This window comes from Geodermatophilus aquaeductus, from assembly GCF_900182545.1.
In the GTDB taxonomy this organism is placed as follows: Bacteria; Actinomycetota; Actinomycetes; order Mycobacteriales; family Geodermatophilaceae; genus Geodermatophilus; species Geodermatophilus aquaeductus.
In genome coordinates, this window is sequence record NZ_FXTJ01000023.1 from 11,531 (window position 1) to 27,468 (window position 15,938).

Annotated in this window: 17 protein-coding genes; 11 read left to right on the forward strand and 6 right to left on the reverse strand. The window is 76.9% G+C overall.

Annotated elements, in window-relative coordinates; genetic code table 11:
- Window positions 1-83: 83 nt before the first annotated feature.
- From FN207_RS25920 to FN207_RS25930, 3 genes are read right to left on the reverse strand one after another with little or no spacing between them, the layout of a single operon-like run.
- Window positions 84-1,403, reverse strand: coding sequence for an alpha-amylase family protein (locus FN207_RS25920; RefSeq protein WP_142461340.1), 1,320 nt, complete (start codon window positions 1,401-1,403; stop codon window positions 84-86).
- A 5-nt stretch (window positions 1,404-1,408) separates the two neighbouring features.
- Complete coding sequence (locus FN207_RS25925) at window positions 1,409-2,266, reverse strand: alpha/beta fold hydrolase (RefSeq protein WP_142461341.1); 858 nt, start codon at window positions 2,264-2,266, stop codon at window positions 1,409-1,411.
- 57 nt (window positions 2,267-2,323) lie between these two features.
- The gene (locus tag FN207_RS25930) at window positions 2,324-2,728 is read right to left on the reverse strand and encodes a GNAT family N-acetyltransferase (protein WP_142461342.1); all 405 of its coding nucleotides are present in this window, start codon (window positions 2,726-2,728) and stop codon (window positions 2,324-2,326) included.
- 359 nt (window positions 2,729-3,087) lie between these two features.
- Here FN207_RS25930 and FN207_RS25935 point away from each other — a divergent pair, with 359 nt between their 5' ends.
- Complete coding sequence (locus FN207_RS25935; protein WP_142461343.1) at window positions 3,088-3,822, forward strand: HpcH/HpaI aldolase family protein; 735 nt, start codon at window positions 3,088-3,090, stop codon at window positions 3,820-3,822.
- 1 nt (window position 3,823) lies between these two features.
- On the opposite strand, the gene FN207_RS25940 is transcribed toward FN207_RS25935, so the two are convergent.
- On the reverse strand, window positions 3,824-5,032 hold the full coding sequence (locus tag FN207_RS25940; protein WP_142461344.1) for a hypothetical protein: 1,209 nt from the start codon (window positions 5,030-5,032) through the stop codon (window positions 3,824-3,826).
- A 104-nt stretch (window positions 5,033-5,136) separates the two neighbouring features.
- Between FN207_RS25940 and FN207_RS25945 the strand changes: the two genes are divergently transcribed.
- The 5 genes from FN207_RS25945 (at window position 5,137) to FN207_RS25960 (ending at window position 9,752) form a co-directional block, all read left to right on the forward strand.
- Complete coding sequence (locus FN207_RS25945) at window positions 5,137-6,147, forward strand: site-specific integrase (protein WP_142461345.1); 1,011 nt, start codon at window positions 5,137-5,139, stop codon at window positions 6,145-6,147.
- Between the two features lie 123 nt (window positions 6,148-6,270).
- Window positions 6,271-7,479 (forward strand): phosphoglycerate dehydrogenase, encoded by a 1,209-nt coding sequence (gene serA, locus FN207_RS25950; RefSeq protein ID WP_142461346.1) that lies wholly within the window; start codon window positions 6,271-6,273, stop codon window positions 7,477-7,479.
- Between the two features lie 110 nt (window positions 7,480-7,589).
- A complete protein-coding gene (locus FN207_RS26620; RefSeq protein WP_185938593.1) occupies window positions 7,590-8,066 on the forward strand; it encodes a hypothetical protein in 477 nt (158 codons plus the stop codon).
- 44 nt (window positions 8,067-8,110) lie between these two features.
- On the forward strand, window positions 8,111-8,524 hold the full coding sequence (locus FN207_RS26625) for a nitroreductase/quinone reductase family protein (RefSeq protein ID WP_185938594.1): 414 nt from the start codon (window positions 8,111-8,113) through the stop codon (window positions 8,522-8,524).
- A 226-nt stretch (window positions 8,525-8,750) separates the two neighbouring features.
- The gene (locus FN207_RS25960; RefSeq protein WP_185938595.1) at window positions 8,751-9,752 is read left to right on the forward strand and encodes an Acg family FMN-binding oxidoreductase; all 1,002 of its coding nucleotides are present in this window, start codon (window positions 8,751-8,753) and stop codon (window positions 9,750-9,752) included.
- Window positions 9,753-9,759: 7 nt separating this feature from the next.
- Here the strand turns inward: FN207_RS25960 and FN207_RS25965 are convergent, their stop codons facing one another.
- Window positions 9,760-11,238 carry an HNH endonuclease signature motif containing protein gene (locus tag FN207_RS25965; protein WP_142461349.1) on the reverse strand — a complete coding sequence of 493 codons (1,479 nt, stop codon included), beginning with the start codon at window positions 11,236-11,238 and terminating at the stop codon, window positions 9,760-9,762.
- 199 nt (window positions 11,239-11,437) lie between these two features.
- On the opposite strand from FN207_RS25965, the gene FN207_RS25970 reads away from it, so the two are divergent.
- The 3 genes from FN207_RS25970 to FN207_RS25980 are packed head-to-tail and all read left to right on the forward strand — an operon-like array spanning window position 11,438 to window position 13,837.
- Window positions 11,438-12,364 carry a hypothetical protein gene (locus FN207_RS25970; protein ID WP_142461350.1) on the forward strand — a complete coding sequence of 309 codons (927 nt, stop codon included), beginning with the start codon at window positions 11,438-11,440 and terminating at the stop codon, window positions 12,362-12,364.
- The gene (locus FN207_RS25975) at window positions 12,345-13,163 is read left to right on the forward strand and encodes a DUF6544 family protein (RefSeq protein WP_142461351.1); all 819 of its coding nucleotides are present in this window, start codon (window positions 12,345-12,347) and stop codon (window positions 13,161-13,163) included. The genes FN207_RS25970 and FN207_RS25975 overlap by 20 nt, the downstream gene beginning before the upstream one ends.
- Window positions 13,164-13,168: 5 nt before the next feature.
- Complete coding sequence (locus tag FN207_RS25980; protein ID WP_142461352.1) at window positions 13,169-13,837, forward strand: SRPBCC family protein; 669 nt, start codon at window positions 13,169-13,171, stop codon at window positions 13,835-13,837.
- On the opposite strand, the gene FN207_RS26795 is transcribed toward FN207_RS25980, so the two are convergent.
- Entirely contained in the window at window positions 13,752-14,342 is a 591-nt protein-coding gene (locus FN207_RS26795; RefSeq protein WP_221888417.1) for a hypothetical protein, read from the reverse strand. The two genes, FN207_RS25980 and FN207_RS26795, sit on opposite strands and share 86 nt — an antisense overlap.
- A gap of 193 nt (window positions 14,343-14,535) precedes the next feature.
- On the opposite strand from FN207_RS26795, the gene FN207_RS25990 reads away from it, so the two are divergent.
- A complete protein-coding gene (locus FN207_RS25990) occupies window positions 14,536-15,501 on the forward strand; it encodes a universal stress protein (protein ID WP_185938596.1) in 966 nt (321 codons plus the stop codon).
- Window positions 15,502-15,668: 167 nt separating this feature from the next.
- Window positions 15,669-15,938 (forward strand): response regulator (locus tag FN207_RS25995; RefSeq protein ID WP_246066385.1); only part of this gene is annotated, 270 nt, incomplete at its 3' end.

The window sequence follows — 15,938 nt, forward strand, 5'->3', positions numbered from 1 at the left end:
CAGCACGTCCCCGTCCTCCGTCCGCCCGGGCTCCTCCCGGTCCCGGCCACCCTCCCACCCCGTGTGGCCCGGGTTCCCCACCGTCAGGCGCGGGCCTCCAGGACCGCCCAGCCGTGCGGGGGCAGCTCGACGTCGCCGCGGCCGACGGTCGCCCCGCCGGCCAGCACGGCGCCGGCCCCGGGCGCGGGCACGCGGGCGGCCGCGTCGGCGAGGTTGAGCGCCACGAGCAGCCGCTGCCCGTCCCCGGCGACGGCGTACACGAGCTGCTCGTTGGCCACGTGCACCTGCTCCGGGGCGGCGGTGTGCAGCCAGCGGTGCCGCCGGCGCAGGCCGATCAGCTCCTGGTGCAGCGCGAAGGTCGGCGCGCCGAGCGGGGACAGCCCGGTCGGGTCGGGCGGGAAGGGCGGCCGGACGGCGTCGTCGCCACCGGCGCGGTGCTCCTTGACGCCGGTGAAGGCGTGCTCGTCCCCGGACCACACGGCCGGCGTCCCGCCGACGGTGAGCAGGACGGCGAGGGCGTGCGGCAGGTGCCGCGGGTCGCCGACCGCGCTGGCGATGCGCGTGACGTCGTGGTTGCCGACGAACGTCCACGGCACGAAGGAGCGCAGGAACTCCCCGTGCCGCTGCAGCGACCAGGCCAGCTCGAAGAGGTTCCGCTCGGCGAGGCCGTGCCAGACCGCCTGCCACAGCTCGTACTGGGTGACCGAGTCCAGCCCGCCCTCGGCGACGATCCGCGGGTAGTCGCCGTGGATGACCTCGCCGACGACATAGGCGTCCGGGTGCGCCGCCCGGACGGCGGGCAGCACCCGCGCCCAGAACGACGGCGGAACGGCGTAGGCGGCGTCCAGGCGCCAGCCGTCGGCACCGCGGTCGAGCCAGTGCGTCATCACGCGGGTGACGAGGTCGACCACCGCGGGGGAGGAGTGGTCGAGCTCGACGAGCAGGTCGTGGCCCTCGAACACGTCGGCGCCCGGCGCGGTGCCCGGCGTCCAGCCCTCGGGCCAGTGCAGCCGGAACCAGTCCGCCGTCGGGGCGTCCGGCCCCCGCTCGACGACGGCGCGGAAGGCGGGGTGGTCGCGGCCGACGTGGTTGAACACGCCGTCGAGCAGCACCCGGATGCCGCGCTCGTGCGCCGCGGCGAGCAGCGCGTCGAGGTCGCCGTCGTCGCCGAGGCGCGGGTCGACCCGGAAGTGGTCGACGGTGTCGTAGCCGTGCGTGCCGGAGGCGAACACCGGGCCGAGGGCCAGGCCGTTGCAGCCGAGCGCCAGCAGGTGGTCCAGCCAGCGCTGCAGGTGCGGCAGCCGGTGGCGCAGCTCGCCGTCGGGCAGGGCGGTGCGCTCGGCCCCGGTGAAGGACAGCGGGTGCACCTGCCACCAGATCGCGTCGTCCACCCATGCCGGCACGCCGCTCACCCTTCCCCGCCGTCGCCGGGCCAGAACGCGAGCAGCGTGCGGATCCCGGTCACCAGCTCCAGCGGCCGGTCGAACACGGGGTGGTGGCCGGCGTCGGGGAGCTCGACGACGGGCAGCCGGCCGGCGACGAGCCCGGCCATCTCCTCGGCCATCGCGGGGGTGACCAGCCCCTTCTCGCACCGGAACAGCGCCGCCGGGCAGGTCAGCCGGGGGAGCAGCTCGGCCAGCAGCGCCGGCGGGCCCCACAGCTGCGGGTCGAACTTCCAGGTCCAGCCCTCGCCCTCGCGGCGCAGGGACCCGCGCGCGACGTGGTCGCGGACGTAGGGGAGCAGCACGTCCTGGGGCGGGAGCGTGCGGAAGCGCTCCAGCGCCTCCTCCACCGAGGCGTACGTCCGGGTGGGGCGCCGCCGCTGCCGCAGGCGCTCCTCCTCCGGCGGCCGCGAGACCAGCGGGGAGTCGATGACGGCGACGGCCGAGACCGCGCCCGGGTGGGCGACCCCGACGGTCAGCGCCACCCAGCCGCCCATGCTGTGGCCGATGACCACCGGCGCGGCGAGGTCCTCGGCGGCGGCCACGGCGACGACCTCGCGTGCCCAGGTGTCCATGTCGTAGGCCGGGCGCCGGCCGCTGTCGCCGTGCCCGCTGAGGTCGAGGGCGACCACGCGGTGCGAGTGCAGCTGCGGCGCGACGTGGTCCCACCAGCCCGAGTGCGCGGCGCCGCCGTGCACGAGCACCAGGCCGGGCCGAGCGGCCTCGCCCCACACGCGGTAGTGGACCGGGGTGCCCTCGACGTCGACCTCGCGGTGCTCGGGGGCATCGGCGAGGGCGGCCTCGAACCAGGCGGGCGCGGACACGGGCGACTCCTCGGGACGACGGGCGGTCCGCCGATCATCCGGGGCCGACGGTCGGGCTCAGGCGGGTACCCACTCCCGCCACCGCCCCAGCACGGTGAAGCCGAGGCGTCCGTACAGCCCGCGGCCGGCGTCGGTGGACTGCAGGCTCGCCGTCCGGGCGCCGTCGTCCCGGGCGCGCGCCAGTGCCCCGACGACCAGTGCGGTGGCGCGCCCCTGCCGGCGCGCCGAGGGCCGGGTGGCGACGAAGGAGACGTTGACGTCGTCACCGGCCACCACCAGCAGCGCCACCGCCGCCCCGTCGGGCGTGGCGAACGTGCGGGACCCGGGGACGCCGTCGAGGAGGTCGGCCGCGACGCCGTTGAGCTCGGCGACGACGCGGGGAGGGACCTCCCGGACGGCGTCGCGGTCCCCGGGTGCGTCGGGGAGGGTCTCCAGCCGGCTGGTCATCGGCCAGGTCGTCACGTCGGGGACGCAGGCCGGCCGCCGCGAGGGCCGCGTCCCCGGCGTCGTCGCGCGACCAGACGGCGAAGGCCTCGTCGCCGGCGAACAGGGCGACGGCGCGGGCCGCCGCCTCCGAGTCCAGGAGCGCGGCGTTGTTCAGGACCGGGTGCCGGGGCCGGCGCAGCGCGAGGACCCCCCGCCTCGTCCGTGACGACGGCGTCCGGATCGGGTGCGGCGAGGGCGCGCCAGGACGCGCCGAGGGAGGACAGGTAGCGCGCGAAGGACGGGTCGAGCACGCCGGGACCCTCTCAGGCCCCGCTCCGCCACCTCGCCCGTGGCCGCACCTCCGGGCAGGATGCCCTGGTCGGGAGGGGAACCGGGTGACGGCCAGCGAGGACGACCTTCGGCGCGCGTGGGCGGCGGGGGAGGCGCGGCACGGCCTGTGGAGCCTGCTGCCGGGAGCGGTGACCGGCGAGGTGCTGGCCCGCACCGGCGCCGACTACGTCGTCGTCGACCTGCAGCACGGCTCGACGGCGGAGGCCGACCTCCCGGGGACCGCGGCGGCGGTCACGGCGGCCGGCGCGGTGCCGCTGGTGCGCACCCGCAGTCCCTCGTTCGCCGACGTCGGCCGGCCGCTCGACCTCGGCGCCCGCGGCGTCGTCGTCCCCAACGTGCGCGACGCCGCCCACGCCCGCGAGGTGGTCGCCGTCACCCGCTACGCGCCGGCCGGCGGACGGTCGATCGGGCGGCTCTCCGGCGGGGCCGAGCGCCCGCTGGTCGTGCTGATGGTCGAGGCCGCGAGCGCGCTCGACGACCTCGACGCCCTCCTCGCCGTCGACGGGCTGGACGGGGTGTACGTCGGCCCCGGTGACCTGTCGCTGTCGCTCGGGCTGACGGGGGAGGAGCACCGCGCGGAGCTGCGCGGGGTGCTGTCCTCGATCGTCGCGCGGGCCTCGGCCGCGGGCGTGCCGGTGGGCGTGCACGCCTACAGCGGGGAGGAGGCGGCCGGCTTCGCCGCGGAGGGCGCCACGATCGTGACGGTCGCCGTCGACGTGGCGGTCCTCGGGCAAGCGATGACGCAGCACCTGGCCACCGCCCGCGGGACCGGCCGCTAGCTCAGGTGCCGGGCGGGCCGCCGTCGGCCGGCTGACGGAGGCGCTCGACCTCCGTGCGCAGGTCCTCGACCTCGGCGGTGAGCGCGCCGACCCGGTCGCCGGCCTGCCGGGCGCCGGCCTCGGCCTCGGTGGCCCGGCGGGAGGCGTCCTCGGCGCGGCGGGCGGCCCGCGCAGCGTCGGTCAGTGCGTCCCGGAGGTCTCGCTCGGCCGCGGTCGCCCGGGCGGCCGCCTCCGCCGCGGAGGTCCGGGCGTCCTGCTCCGCGCGGCGGGCGGCGTCCCGCTCGCGCTCGGCGTCGCGGGCCCGCTCGCGCGCGCCGGCCGCGGCGGCGAGCGCCTCGTCACGGGCGGCGGCGGCCTCGTCCCGCTCCCGCGTCCGGTCCCGCAGCGAGTCGGTGAGGGTCCGCTCGGTGACGCTCCACCGCGCCCGGGCCTCGACGAGGGCGTCGTGCTCGCGGGCGGCCTCCGCGCGGGCCTGCTCCGCGGCCTGCCGCGCCCGCGCGGTCTCCCGCTCGGCGTCGCGCCGGGACAGCTCCGCGTCGTCGGCCTGCTGCCGGGCGACGGTCCGCTCCTCCTCGGCCCGGTGCCGCGCCGTCTCGGCCTCCTCGCGCGCGGTCTCCGCCGCGGCGCGGGCGTCGTCGGCCAGCCCGACCCGGCGGGCGGCGTCCGCCTCCGCCGCGGCGACCGCGTCCTCGGCGCTGGTCCGGGCGGCCTCGGCGTCCCGCTCGGCGGCTCGCCGCCCCTCCTCGGCCTCGCTCCGGAGCTGCTCGGCCCGGCGGGCCTGCTCCTCGGCGCGCAGCCGGGCGGCGTGCGCGGCGTCGACGTCGGCCCGCGCCTGGGCCAGCCGGGCCTCCACGGTGGCCTCGTCCTGGTACTGCGCCAGCGCCTCGGCGGCAGCGGTCAGGAGGGCCGCCTGCGCCTCGGCGGCCTGCGCGGCCTCGAGGGTCGCCGCCGCCCAGCGGCCGACCAGGTGGCGCACCCGGCCCTCGGGCGGCAGGTCCTCGGCCAGGGCGGTGGCGGTCGCCGCGAGCCGGCCGGCCCGCTGACCGCTCGCCCGTGCGCGGGCGGTGCGCGCCGTCTCCGGGTTGTGGTCGAGGCGGTCGCAGAACTTCGGTGACGGGCCGCTGCGCCCGGGGACCCGCGGCCGCGGGGGAGCGGAGCAGCCCGGGAAGGCGCAACTGCCGTCGTCCTGCGCCGTCCCGTCTGGCGTCATGTCCGCCCACGATAGTCGGATATCCGGACCGTGCATTCATCCGTGTCGAGGATGTGCATACTGCGTGGCCGATACCTTCCGAGAAGCATCTACTCTGCGAAGTGATGACGGAGGAGCGGATCGAGCGGCCGGACGGGTCCGTGGCGCCCGCTGAGGACGGGTTGCTGCTGCCCGGGGACCTCTCCGCGGTCGGGGTGTACGTCGACGCGTCCCTCGCCGACTCCACGCGGGAGGCCTACGCCCGCGACCTCGCCGCCTGGGGCACCTGGTGCCGGAGCCGCGCGCTGTCCGCGGCACTGCCGGCCGATCCGCTGTCCGTGGCGGCCTGGCTGGCCGCGATGGCCGACGAGGGCCGCAGCACCAGCTGCATCGCACGCCGGCTCTCCGCACTGAACGACGCCCATCGCCGGTCCGGGCTGACCCCGCCCGGCCACAGCGAGGGCGTGCGGCGCACCCTGACCGGGATCCGCCGGACCGCCGTCCGCAGCGGGTACCGGCCGCGGCGGGCCCGGGCGGTGGACACCGCCACGGTCCGCGCGCTGGTCGAGGACCTGCCGGACACCCTCGCCGGGGCGCGTGACCGCTGCCTGATCCTGGTCGGCTACGCCCTCGGCCTGCGGGCGTCGGACCTGTGCGGGCTGCGGATCGAGGACGTCGTCCCGGCCGGGCACGGCGGCCTCGACGTCCTGGTCCGGTTCTCCAAGACCGACCAGGAGGGCGCCGGGGAGACCCTCGCGCTGGCCGAGGGGGTCCGCGAGACCACCTGCCCGGTGCGGGCGGTCCGGGCGTGGCTGGCCGCGCTGGCCGACCGGGGTGTCACCTCGGGGCCGCTGTTCCGGTCGGTGGGGAAGGGGAGACACCAGCGGCTGGGGGAGAGACCCTTGACCACCCGCAGCGTCGACCTCGTCCTGCAGCGCGCCGCCGAGCGGGCCGGCGTCTCGTCCGAGGGGCTGTCCCCGCACTCGCTGCGGCGCGGGTTCGCCACCACCGCCTACGCCCAGGGCGTGTCGGAGAAGGAGATCAGCCGGACCGGCCGGTGGCGGTCCCTCGTCGTCCGCTCCTACGACGCCTCCAGCCGGTGGGCCGACCCGGCGTCGGGCTCTCTCGGGCTCTGAGCCGGCGCTGCCGCCGGTCCGCCGCACGGGCCTACCCCCGCTGCCCGGGCCCGCGCGGCGACGACGGGATACTCGTGCCGACGGAGTCCGCCGGTGGCCCCGCGCCCGAGGAGGTCCCAGGTCGTGCCGAGAGCCCTGCTGCTGGAGAACATCGACCCCGTGGCCGCCGAGCTGCTCGGCGCGGCCGGATACGAGGTCGAGTCGCTGCGCGGGGCGCTGGACGAGGCGGACCTGACCGCCGCGCTCGACGGCGTCGACGTGCTGGGCATCCGGTCCAAGACGCAGGTGACCGCCGAGGTGCTGCGCGCCCGGCCCGGCCTCGCGGCGATCGGTGCGTTCTGCATCGGCACCAACCAGATCGACCTGGCCACGGCCGCGGCCGGCGGCGTCGCGGTGTTCAACGCGCCGTACTCCAACACCCGCAGCGTGGTGGAGATGGCGCTGGCGGAGATCATCTGCCTGGCGCGGCGGCTGGTCGACCGCGACCGCGCGCTGCACGCCGGCAGCTGGGACAAGTCGGCGGCCGGCAGCCACGAGGTCCGCGGGCGGACGCTGGGCATCGTCGGCTACGGCAACATCGGCAGCCAGCTGTCCGTGCTCGCCGAGGCGCTGGGCATGCGGGTGCTGTTCCACGACCTCGAGGAGAAGCTCGCGCTGGGCAACGCGCAGCCCTGCGACAGCCTCGAGGAGCTGCTCGAGCGGTCGGAGACGGTGACGCTGCACGTCGACGGCCGGGCGGGCAACGCGGGGATGTTCGGCGCCGAGCAGTTCTCGCGGATGCCGCGGCGCAGCCTGTTCCTCAACCTCTCGCGTGGCTTCGTCGTCGACCACGAGGCGCTGCGCGCCCACGTGCTCAGCGGCCACATCGCCGGTGCCGCCGTCGACGTCTTCCCGGAGGAGCCGCGCGAGCAGGGCGACCCGTTCACCTCGGTGCTGCGCGGCCTGCCCAACGTCATCCTCACGCCGCACATCGGCGGCTCGACGCAGGAGGCGCAGCACGACATCGGCCGGTTCGTCGCCGGCAAGCTGGTCGACTACACCGCCACGGGGACGACGAACCTGAGCGTGAACCTGCCCACCGTGGCGCTGCACGGGTCCTCGGTGGCCCGGTTCGCCCTGCTGCACCGCAACGTGCCCGGGGTGCTCGCGCGCGTCGACGCGCTGATCGGCGAGCACGGCCTCAACGTCGACGGCCAGGTGCTGGCCACCCGCGGCGAGCTCGGCTACGCCGTCACCGACGTCAGCGGGCCGCTGCCCGCGGACCTGCTCGCCGCCCTCGAGACCCTCCCCGAGGCCGTGCGCCTGACCACCTTCGCCCGCCGGGAGCGCTGACCGGCCCCCTGCACCGGGCCGGAGGTCCCCGCGTCCGGGACCTCCGGCCCCGGGAGGCGAGCGGCCCGCCCGTGTCACGGTCGGCGTCGACCGCCGACCCGGGAGGACCGATGACCGACAGCACGCCGCACGCAGGCCGGGGAGTGGTCTTCGGACCCACCCTCGAGCGCGACGGGACCACCGTGGTCCCCGTGGCCGCCTCGTCCAGCCACACCGCGAGGGCCGGGGACCGCGCCGCCGGGTCGCCGGCCACGGCCGAGATGGCCGGCGGGAGGCCCCTCGGCGCCCTCGAGGTCCGGGACGGCCGGGTCCGGTGGCGCCCGGTCGTCGACGTCACGCGTGTGGTCACCACCGCCGAGGTCGTCCTCGGCGCGGTCGCAGTCGCCTCGCGGCTCGCGCGCCGGCCCAGCCCGACCGTCGCCAGGGTGACCATGGGACCCGGTGGCTGGGTGAGCATGAAGGGCGGGGCGATGGCGGTGCGTCCGGCCCGACGGATCTGGCGACGGGCGCCCCTCCCGGCACCCACCCGGCGCCCGTGGTGGGCCCGGCTGCTCGCCGCCACCGCGCTCGAGCGGCTGGTCGGCTGAGGACGCCGGCCGTGCGGTTCCGCAGGCGGCTCGTGGACCCTGTCGTGCGGACTCTCGCGCGCGGGCCGGGGTACCGGTTGCTCGGCCGGCACCTCGTCGTCCTCGGCTACACCGGACGGCGCACCGGCCGACGGCACGAGGTGCCCGTGGTGGCCGCCCCCCACGGCGACGGCCTGGCCGTCCTCGTGGGCGGCGCGGCCGGCAAGACGTGGTGGCGGAACCTCGAGGACGGCCCCCGGGACGTCACGGTCCGGCAGGAGGGGCGTGACCTGCCCCGCCGCGCCCGGTTGCTGCGCGCCGGCGAGCCCGGCCGGGAGGACGCGGTCGCCGCCTACCGGGTCGCCTTCCCCCGGGTCGCCGTCGCTCCCGACGACCCCGTCGTCGTGCTGGAGCGCCGGAGCTCCGGGGCACCCGACCTCTGCGAACCCGAGACGGCCAGGGACCTGCGGCGCCGGTGACGGGACCTCGGTCCCTGGGGAGGGCGGAACGGCTCCGGCGACGCTCGCCCCGTGAGCACCCCGACGTCCTCCGGCCCTGCCGTGCTGCGCCGCGTCCTCCGACGCGGGGGTCCCGGTCCGGACAGTGGTGCCGCTCTCCCGCGTGGCGGGCGGGGGTGACCGGCCACCCGGCGCCGGGTGGGGCGACCCACAGCAGGTCGGGACGGATTCGACGGAGGGACGGAACGTGGACCAGCAGGAGTGGACCCGGGTGGTGGAGGCGGCGACACGCGCCCCGTCGATCCACAACACGCAGCCGTGGTCGTTCACCGCGGACGGCGACCGGCTGGTCGTGCGCACCGACCCCTCGCGGGCGCTGCACGCCCTCGACCGGAGCGGGCGGCAGCGCATCGTCAGCTGCGGGGTCGCGGTCGAGTTCGCCGCCGTCGCCCTGGCGGCGGCCGGCGCGGACGTGGACCTGGAGCTGCTGCCCGATCCCGCCGACCCCGACGTCCTGGCCGCGGTCACGGTGACCGGACGGCGGGAACCGGACGAGCGGGCGCGGACCCTGGACTCGGCCATCGCGGCCCGGCACACCGAGCGCGCGCCGTTCCTGTCCCGGGCGGTGCCGGGCGAGGTGGTCGACCGGCTGCAGGCCACGGCCGGAGACCTGCGAGTGTGGTTCAAGCCGATCACCGAGTCCGAGGAGGAGGTCGCGACGGCCTTCCTCGTGTCGCGCGCCGAGGAGATCGAGCAGCGGGAGCCCGAGTACCTGGCCGAGCTCCAGCAGTGGATGCGCACCGACCCGGCCGCCGTCGACGGCATCCCGGTCGACGCGGTGCCGGCCGGGGACCCGTCGACCCGGCCGTCGAACTGGCTCGTCCGGGACTTCGTCGTCGGCTCGCGGTCCGCCGACCGGCCGGCAGGTTCCGACCTCGACCCCGACGCCCCGCCGCCCCCGGTCGAGCGGCCGACCGTCGTCCTCATGGGCACCGACGGCGACGACCGGGAGGCGTGGCTGACCGCAGGCCGCGCCCTGGGACGGGTCCTGCTCGAGGCGACCGCCGCCGGGCTGGCCGCCTCGCCCCTGACGCAGGCACTGGACTGGCCGGCCACGCGCACCCAGCTGCGCTCGCGTCTGCGCCTGGTGGGGTATCCGCAGATGCTGCTGCGGTTGGGCTACCCGAGCGGGGACCGGACGCCGCCGACCAACCGGCGCCCGGTGTCCGACGTCCTGACCTTCGGCTGATTGCCGCTCAGAAGGGCGGCGGGTCGTCGTCCGGCTCGGCCGGTGGTGGATCGGGTGCCGGTGGTGGTGGCCGCATGCCCGGGGGGCGGGTCGTGCGGGTGATGCCCGAGGGTGTCGTGACGGTGAGGACCCCGTCGGCGGACATCGAGAACCGCCAGCCGCGGGCGAAGGTCTTGAGCCGGTGGTGGCTGCGGCACAGGCAGCACAGGTTTCCGCAGTCGGTCGCCCCGCCGTGCGCGTGGGGGACGACGTGGTCGGCATCGGCCCAGCCGACCCGCTGGCCGCAGGTGGGGAACCGGCAGGCGCGGTCGCGAGTGCGGACGAAGCGGTGCTGCCCGGCGCTCGGTTCGTAGCGGTCGGTCGCCTCGGGCCGGTCGAGGACAGCGCACGTGCAGTCGGCGGCCGGGTGCTCCACGCATCCCCGGCGAGCGAGCCGGCGCAGCTGGTCGAACGTGCTGGTGGCCCGCAGCGTGCCGTCCTCGTCGGCCAGCGCCAGGGTGACCGACCCGCCCTCCGAGGTGCGGACACCCAGCGCGTCGAGCTGCTGCACGAGTTCGCGGAGTTGCGCGGCGGTGATGGGGAGCCCGTTGACCTCACCTGGCTCGTCCGAGCGGCCGGCCAGGGAGGCGAGGGTGGCGATGATCTGCAGGTGGGCGGTCACCGGCGGCCGGGTGTCGTCCCAGGGCCGCTGCAGCAGATCGGCGAACACCGCGGTGCGGAGCTCCCCGATCGGCCGGTCGTCACCGTCGGCCTTCAGCATCCGCGCCAGCTCGTCGACCAGCGCATGACACGCCGCGGCGACGTCGGCGGGCAGGTCGGCGGCGATCGTGGCCATGCCCTCCTGCGGGGACGGGTAGACCCGCACGTCAGACCGCCGCCTGGCCTGCTCCCGCCGCCGCTCGGCCGCCTCGGCATCGAGCTCGAGGAGGAGCTGCAGAGCGCGCTTCCTCAGCCGGCCCACCGTCAGGTCGGCCGCCTCGGGCAGCAGCCGGCTCTCGACGGCCCGCGCGATCGCCGGGTCGGTGTGCTGCAGGACGTCGACCAACGTCATCGCGCGGTACTCATCGAGCTGCCCGGCGCGCATCGCCGCCCACGCGGCGGGCAGGTGCGTGCGGTACGTCCATGCCCGGTGCGCCCGCTGACTCGCCGACAGTCGGCCGCAGTTGAGGACCATGGCCAGCTCGGCGGGAAAGAACTCCGACACGCCCGGCAGCTCCGGATCGGGCTTCCACGACCGCACCCGCGCACCCGGTGTGCCCGGAGCCGGGTCGTCGTCATCGGGGGAGTCGTCCGCCAGCGCGAGGATCAGCTCGGCCTCGTAGGCCGCCTCCATCGCCTTGCGCGCCTGCAGGCGCTGCAGCTCCGCCGCCGTCTGCTCCCGCGACAGCACCGCCACCGGCAGCCGCTGGACGCGCGGACGCTGCTCGATCAGCCACCCGGCCAGCGCGCGTTCCACCCGCGACACGGGGACGGCGACCGCTGACATGGGACGAACCTACGGCGGGGGTACGACAGTTTCCGCAGGTCAGACGGGCATGGATCGGAGAACCGGCGGACCGAACGGCCCCTCGCGCAGGGTCCTTCGGCGGTGCAGCGGCACCACGCGGCCGACCTAGCGTCGGACCGCCCCTCCCGTCGGTGGACGCGGGGACGGGCTCCGGGACGACGAGGACGAGGAGCGACGCGTGGGGACGAGACTCCGCCGGTTGCCGGGACTGGTCGCGGCCGTCGCCGCAGCGGTCGCCACGACCGGGCTCCTGTGGCGGCCGTCCGGGCGGCCGGTCGGCGTGGTGACCCCGCGCGGGCGGACCGCGGAGCTGGCGGGCAGCGGGCTCTACGCCCACGACACCGTGTTCACCGCGGCCGGCAACACCGCCGTCGACGCCGTGGTCCTGGCGTTCGGGGTGCCCCTGGTGGTCACCGCCTGGCTGCAGCACCGGCGGGGATCGCCGCGGGGGTCGCTGCTGCTCACCGGGGCCCTCGGGTACCTGCTGTACGTCTACGCGAACTACGCCCTGGGCGTCGCCTACAACCCCCTCTTTCTGGCCTACGTGACGCTGCTGGCGACCGGGCTGGCCGGGTTCCTGCTCGCCCTCGGGACCACCGACCGGGCCGCCCTGCGTGCGGTGGCCGCGGATCCCGCCGTGCCGCACCGTGCCCTGTCGCGCTTCCTGCTGGCCTCGGCGGCCGTCACTGCCGTCGTCTGGCTGCAGCCGCTGCTGTCCGCTCTGGCGACCGCGGGGACGCCCGACCTCCTCGACGTCTACACGACACCGGTGACCTCCGCCCTCGACCTGGCGGTCGTCGCGCCGGCCGCGGCGCTGGCCGGGCTCCTCGTTCGTCGCCGGGACCCGCTGGGCTACCTGGTGGCGACGCCGCTGCTGGTCACGATCGTGCTGCTGCTGCCCACGATCGCGCTGAGCACAGCCCTGCAGGCCGCCGCGGGGATCTCGTTCACCGTTCCCCAGGTCGTCGGCCCGATCGCGGGTTTCGGTGGCCTGGGCGTCGTCGGGTTGCGGCTCCTCACCCGTCTCCTGCGCGCCGTCCCCGCTGTCCCCCCGGTCGATCCCGTCGAGCCGAGTGAGGCCTCCGATGAGCGCAGCCACGTCTGACCGGACCCGCGCGGGGAGCCGACCGCCGCGCGCGTTCACCCGCCGGTTGGCCGCCGCGGGCCTGCCCGCCGGCCCGTCGTCGCCGGCCCCGGTCACCGAGGCCGACCTGGCGGGCCTGCCTCCCGCTGCGGTCCGGTACCTGGTGGCGATGGGTGTGGTCGGCCGGCCGCGCACCTGGTCGCTGCGGGCCCACTTCTCCGGCCGGTTCCGCCTCGGCGCCGATCGTCCGTGGATGCCGTGCGACGCGTGGCAGTACAACAGCGTCGCCGAGGTGGCCCGCCTCTACCGGATGCGGCTGCTCGTGGGCGGCGTCGTCCCGATGTGGGGCTGGGACACCTACCGGCACGGCAGCGGGCGGATGCTCGGCAAGGTCCTCGGCCTGGTCACCGTGGCCGACGGCTCCGGGCCGGAGTTCGACAGCGGGGAACTGGTCACCTGGCTCAACGACGCCGTCCTCATGGCACCGGCGATGCTGCTGCACCCGCGGACCCGCTGGGACGACCGCGCCGAGGACCGGTTCGCGGTCTCGGTGACCGACGCCGGGCGCACCGTCAGCGCGGTGGTGGTCCTCGACGGACTCGGACGGCCCCGGGACTTCCGGACCACGGACCGCTGGGCCGACCTGCCCGGCGGTCCGGTGCGGACCCCGTGGAGCACACCGGTGCACGGCTGGACCGTCGTCGGCGGACGGCCCCGGCCGGCTGCCGGTGCCGCCGTCTGGCACCTGCCCGACGGCGAGTACCGCTACGCCGTGATGTCGATCGTCGACGTCGACCTCGACGTCCCGCCGGGGAGGTGAGGACCGTGCTGCGTGCCCTCCTCGCCGCCGGAGCCGGAGCCGGAGCCGGGGCCGTGGGCCTGGAGCTCCTGCACCGCCACCGGGACTGGGGAGCGACCCCGCAGGAGGCCGCCGCCGTGCTGCCGGGTGACGAACTCGTCCCGGACCCGGCCGTGCGGACGACGCTGGGCGTGACCGTCCGGGCGCCGGCCGCGGGAGTCTGGGCGTGGCTCGTGCAGATGGGCCAGGACCGTGGCGGCATGTACAGCTACGACTGGCTGGAGAACGCCGTCGGCCTGGACATCCACACCACCGGCGAGGTCCGCGAGGAGTGGCAGCACCTCACCGTCGGCGACCGTGTCGTCGTCGTCCCCGAGGGCTGGGGACCCCTGCCGGACGGCTACTCCTTCCGGGTCGCGCGGGTCGAGCCGCCGCGGGTCCTGGTCCTGCGGCAGGCACCGCCCGAGCACCCGTGGAACGGCGTCTGGTCCTTCCACGTCGCCGACGCGGGGGAGGGGCGCTGCCGCCTGCTCGCGCGGTCCCGCACGGAGGCGTCCGCCTCGGCCGTCGTGCGCCTGGCCGGCCGCGTCCTCGAGCCGGTCACCCTCGTCATGACCCGGCGGATGCTGCACGGGATCCGGCAGCACGCCGAGGACCGCGCCGGCGCAGCGTCCGCAGGTGCAGCCAGCCGATGAGCGCCAGCAGCGGCAGGTGGATCGCCGGCAGGTCCCTCGCGAACCAGCGCGGCAGGTAGATGTCGGTGACCGATCCGCTGGCCGCGCCGGCCGCTTCGGCCAGGCCGGTCAGCGGGCAGCGGAAGCCGTTGCCGGCGAAGACCAGGCACTCCCCGGCGACGACGGCGGCAGCGGCGGCGGCCCGCCGGTCGCTGCGGCCGACGGCGCCCGACCACAGCAGGTAGCCGACGCAGGACTCGATGGAGAACCAGGCCGCGGTGTGCACGCTCCGGATCACCGCGAGCCGGCGGGGACGCACGACCGGCGGCACGCGTCGCCGGTGCCCGGCCTCGGCCCGCTCGCGGACGCCGCGCAGCATCCGCCGCATCACCGGGAAGTCGAGGCAGTGGCGGTGCCACGGCCGCAGCAGGGGAGCGGTGAGGGAGCGCGGCAGGTCGGCGACGACGTCGCGCACCTCTCGCGCCAGGTCGGCGGCATCAGGCCGTCGCGGCAGGACCCCGGTCACGAGCCCAGCGTCGCCGCCGCCGGCGTCGTCCGGCAGTGCCCGTGGTCGGTCCGTCCGCTGCCGGACGCCCTCGCCGCCCGGTGACGAAGGTCCCCGGCCGCCAGGGACGTCGGTCCGCGGCCCGCCGCCGCCGGACGGTGCAGGGTCGGGGAGCGGCCCGGCGGGTGACCGGGCCGGGAGCGGAGACGCGACGGTGACGACGCAGCAGGGGACGAGCGACCCGGCCGGACCCGCCCGCGTGGTGGTCGGCGTGGACGGGTCACCGGGCGCACGGGCCGCGCTGGCCTGGGCCCTGGCGGCGGCCGCCCGTGCCGGCGCGTCGCTCGAGGTGGTCAGCGCCTTCCCGGTGGACTCCTACTGGACCGACCCCTACCTGCTCGACAGCCGCCGGCTGGACGCGATCCGCGCGGACACCGAGGAGCGTGCAGGCGGCCTCGTGGCGGAGGTCCGCCACGACCCGGCCGTCACCGCCCTGCCCGGCGCCGCCGACGTCCCCGCCGACGTCGTGGTGGTCGCGGGCGCGCCGCCGGAGCACCTGGTCGACCGGGCCGAGGGCGCGGACCTCCTCGTGGTCGGCAGCCGTGGCCGCGGCGGCGTGCGCAGCACGGTGCTCGGCTCGGTGGCCCTGCACTGCGTCACGCACGCGCCGTGCCCGGTGGTGGTGGTGCACCCCGGTGCGGTGTCGCCCCCGCCGCGGGTGGTCGTGGGCGTGGACGACTCCTCGACGTCCCGTGCCGCGCTCGCCCGTGCGGCGCAGGAGGCGGGGCGCCTGGGCGCGCGGCTCGAGGTCGTCGCCTCCTACCGGCCGGAGGCCTACTGGAGCGACCTCTACGCGATCACCGCGCCGCCCACGTCGGAGTCGGAGGAGCAGGCCCGCACCCGGGTGTCGGCGTTCGTGGCGGCGGTGCTGGGGACCTCCGCCGACGCCGACGTCCGCGTGGTCCCGGGCTCGCCCGGTGAGGCCCTCGTGCAGCAGGCCGACGGCGCCGCGCTGCTCGTGGTCGGCAGCCGCAGTCGCAGCCGGGTCGCGGGGATGGTGCTCGGCTCGGTGGCCCTGCACTGTGCGGTGCACGCGCCGTGCCCGGTGATGGTGGTGCACCCCGAGCCCGCCGGGCAGGCTCCGGCCGGCATGGCGGCAGCAGTGGACGGGTCCGTCTGAGCGCCGCCACGTGCGGCCCCCGGGGGAGAGCGGGGGACATGGGGTCCGGGCCTGACGTCGGGGGACGGCAGGTTCCGGCGGGACGAGAGGGAAGCGGTGGACACGGACGGGCAGCAGGCGCCGATCGGGGTGTTCCTCCTCACGACCACGAGATCGTGCGCCGCGGCGTGGCGGACGTCCTCGAGACCGACCCGGGCATCACCGTCGTCGGCGAGGCCAGGAACGCCGCCGAGGCGCTGGCCCGGGTGCCCGCGCTCAGGCCCGACGTCGCCGTCCTCGACGTCCGACTGCCCGACGGCGACGGCGTGTCCGTCTGCCGCGAGCTCCGCAGCCGGCTGCCGCACCTCAAGGTCATCATGCTGACCAGCTACAGCGACGACGAGGCGCTGTTCGAGGCCATCATGGCCGGGGCCTCGGGGTACCTGCTCAAGCAGATC

Excerpts from the sequence above, each read along its gene's own strand:
- FN207_RS25940 (WP_142461344.1), bottom strand. The coding sequence starts at position 5,032 with ATGACGCCAGACGGGACGGCGCAGGACGACGGCAGTTGCGCCTTCCCG.
- FN207_RS25945 (WP_142461345.1), top strand. The coding sequence starts at position 5,137 with ATGACGGAGGAGCGGATCGAGCGGCCGGACGGGTCCGTGGCGCCCGCT.
- FN207_RS26620 (WP_185938593.1), top strand. The coding sequence starts at position 7,590 with ATGACCGACAGCACGCCGCACGCAGGCCGGGGAGTGGTCTTCGGACCC.
- FN207_RS25965 (WP_142461349.1), bottom strand. The coding sequence starts at position 11,238 with ATGTCAGCGGTCGCCGTCCCCGTGTCGCGGGTGGAACGCGCGCTGGCC.
- FN207_RS25975 (WP_142461351.1), top strand. The coding sequence starts at position 12,345 with ATGAGCGCAGCCACGTCTGACCGGACCCGCGCGGGGAGCCGACCGCCG.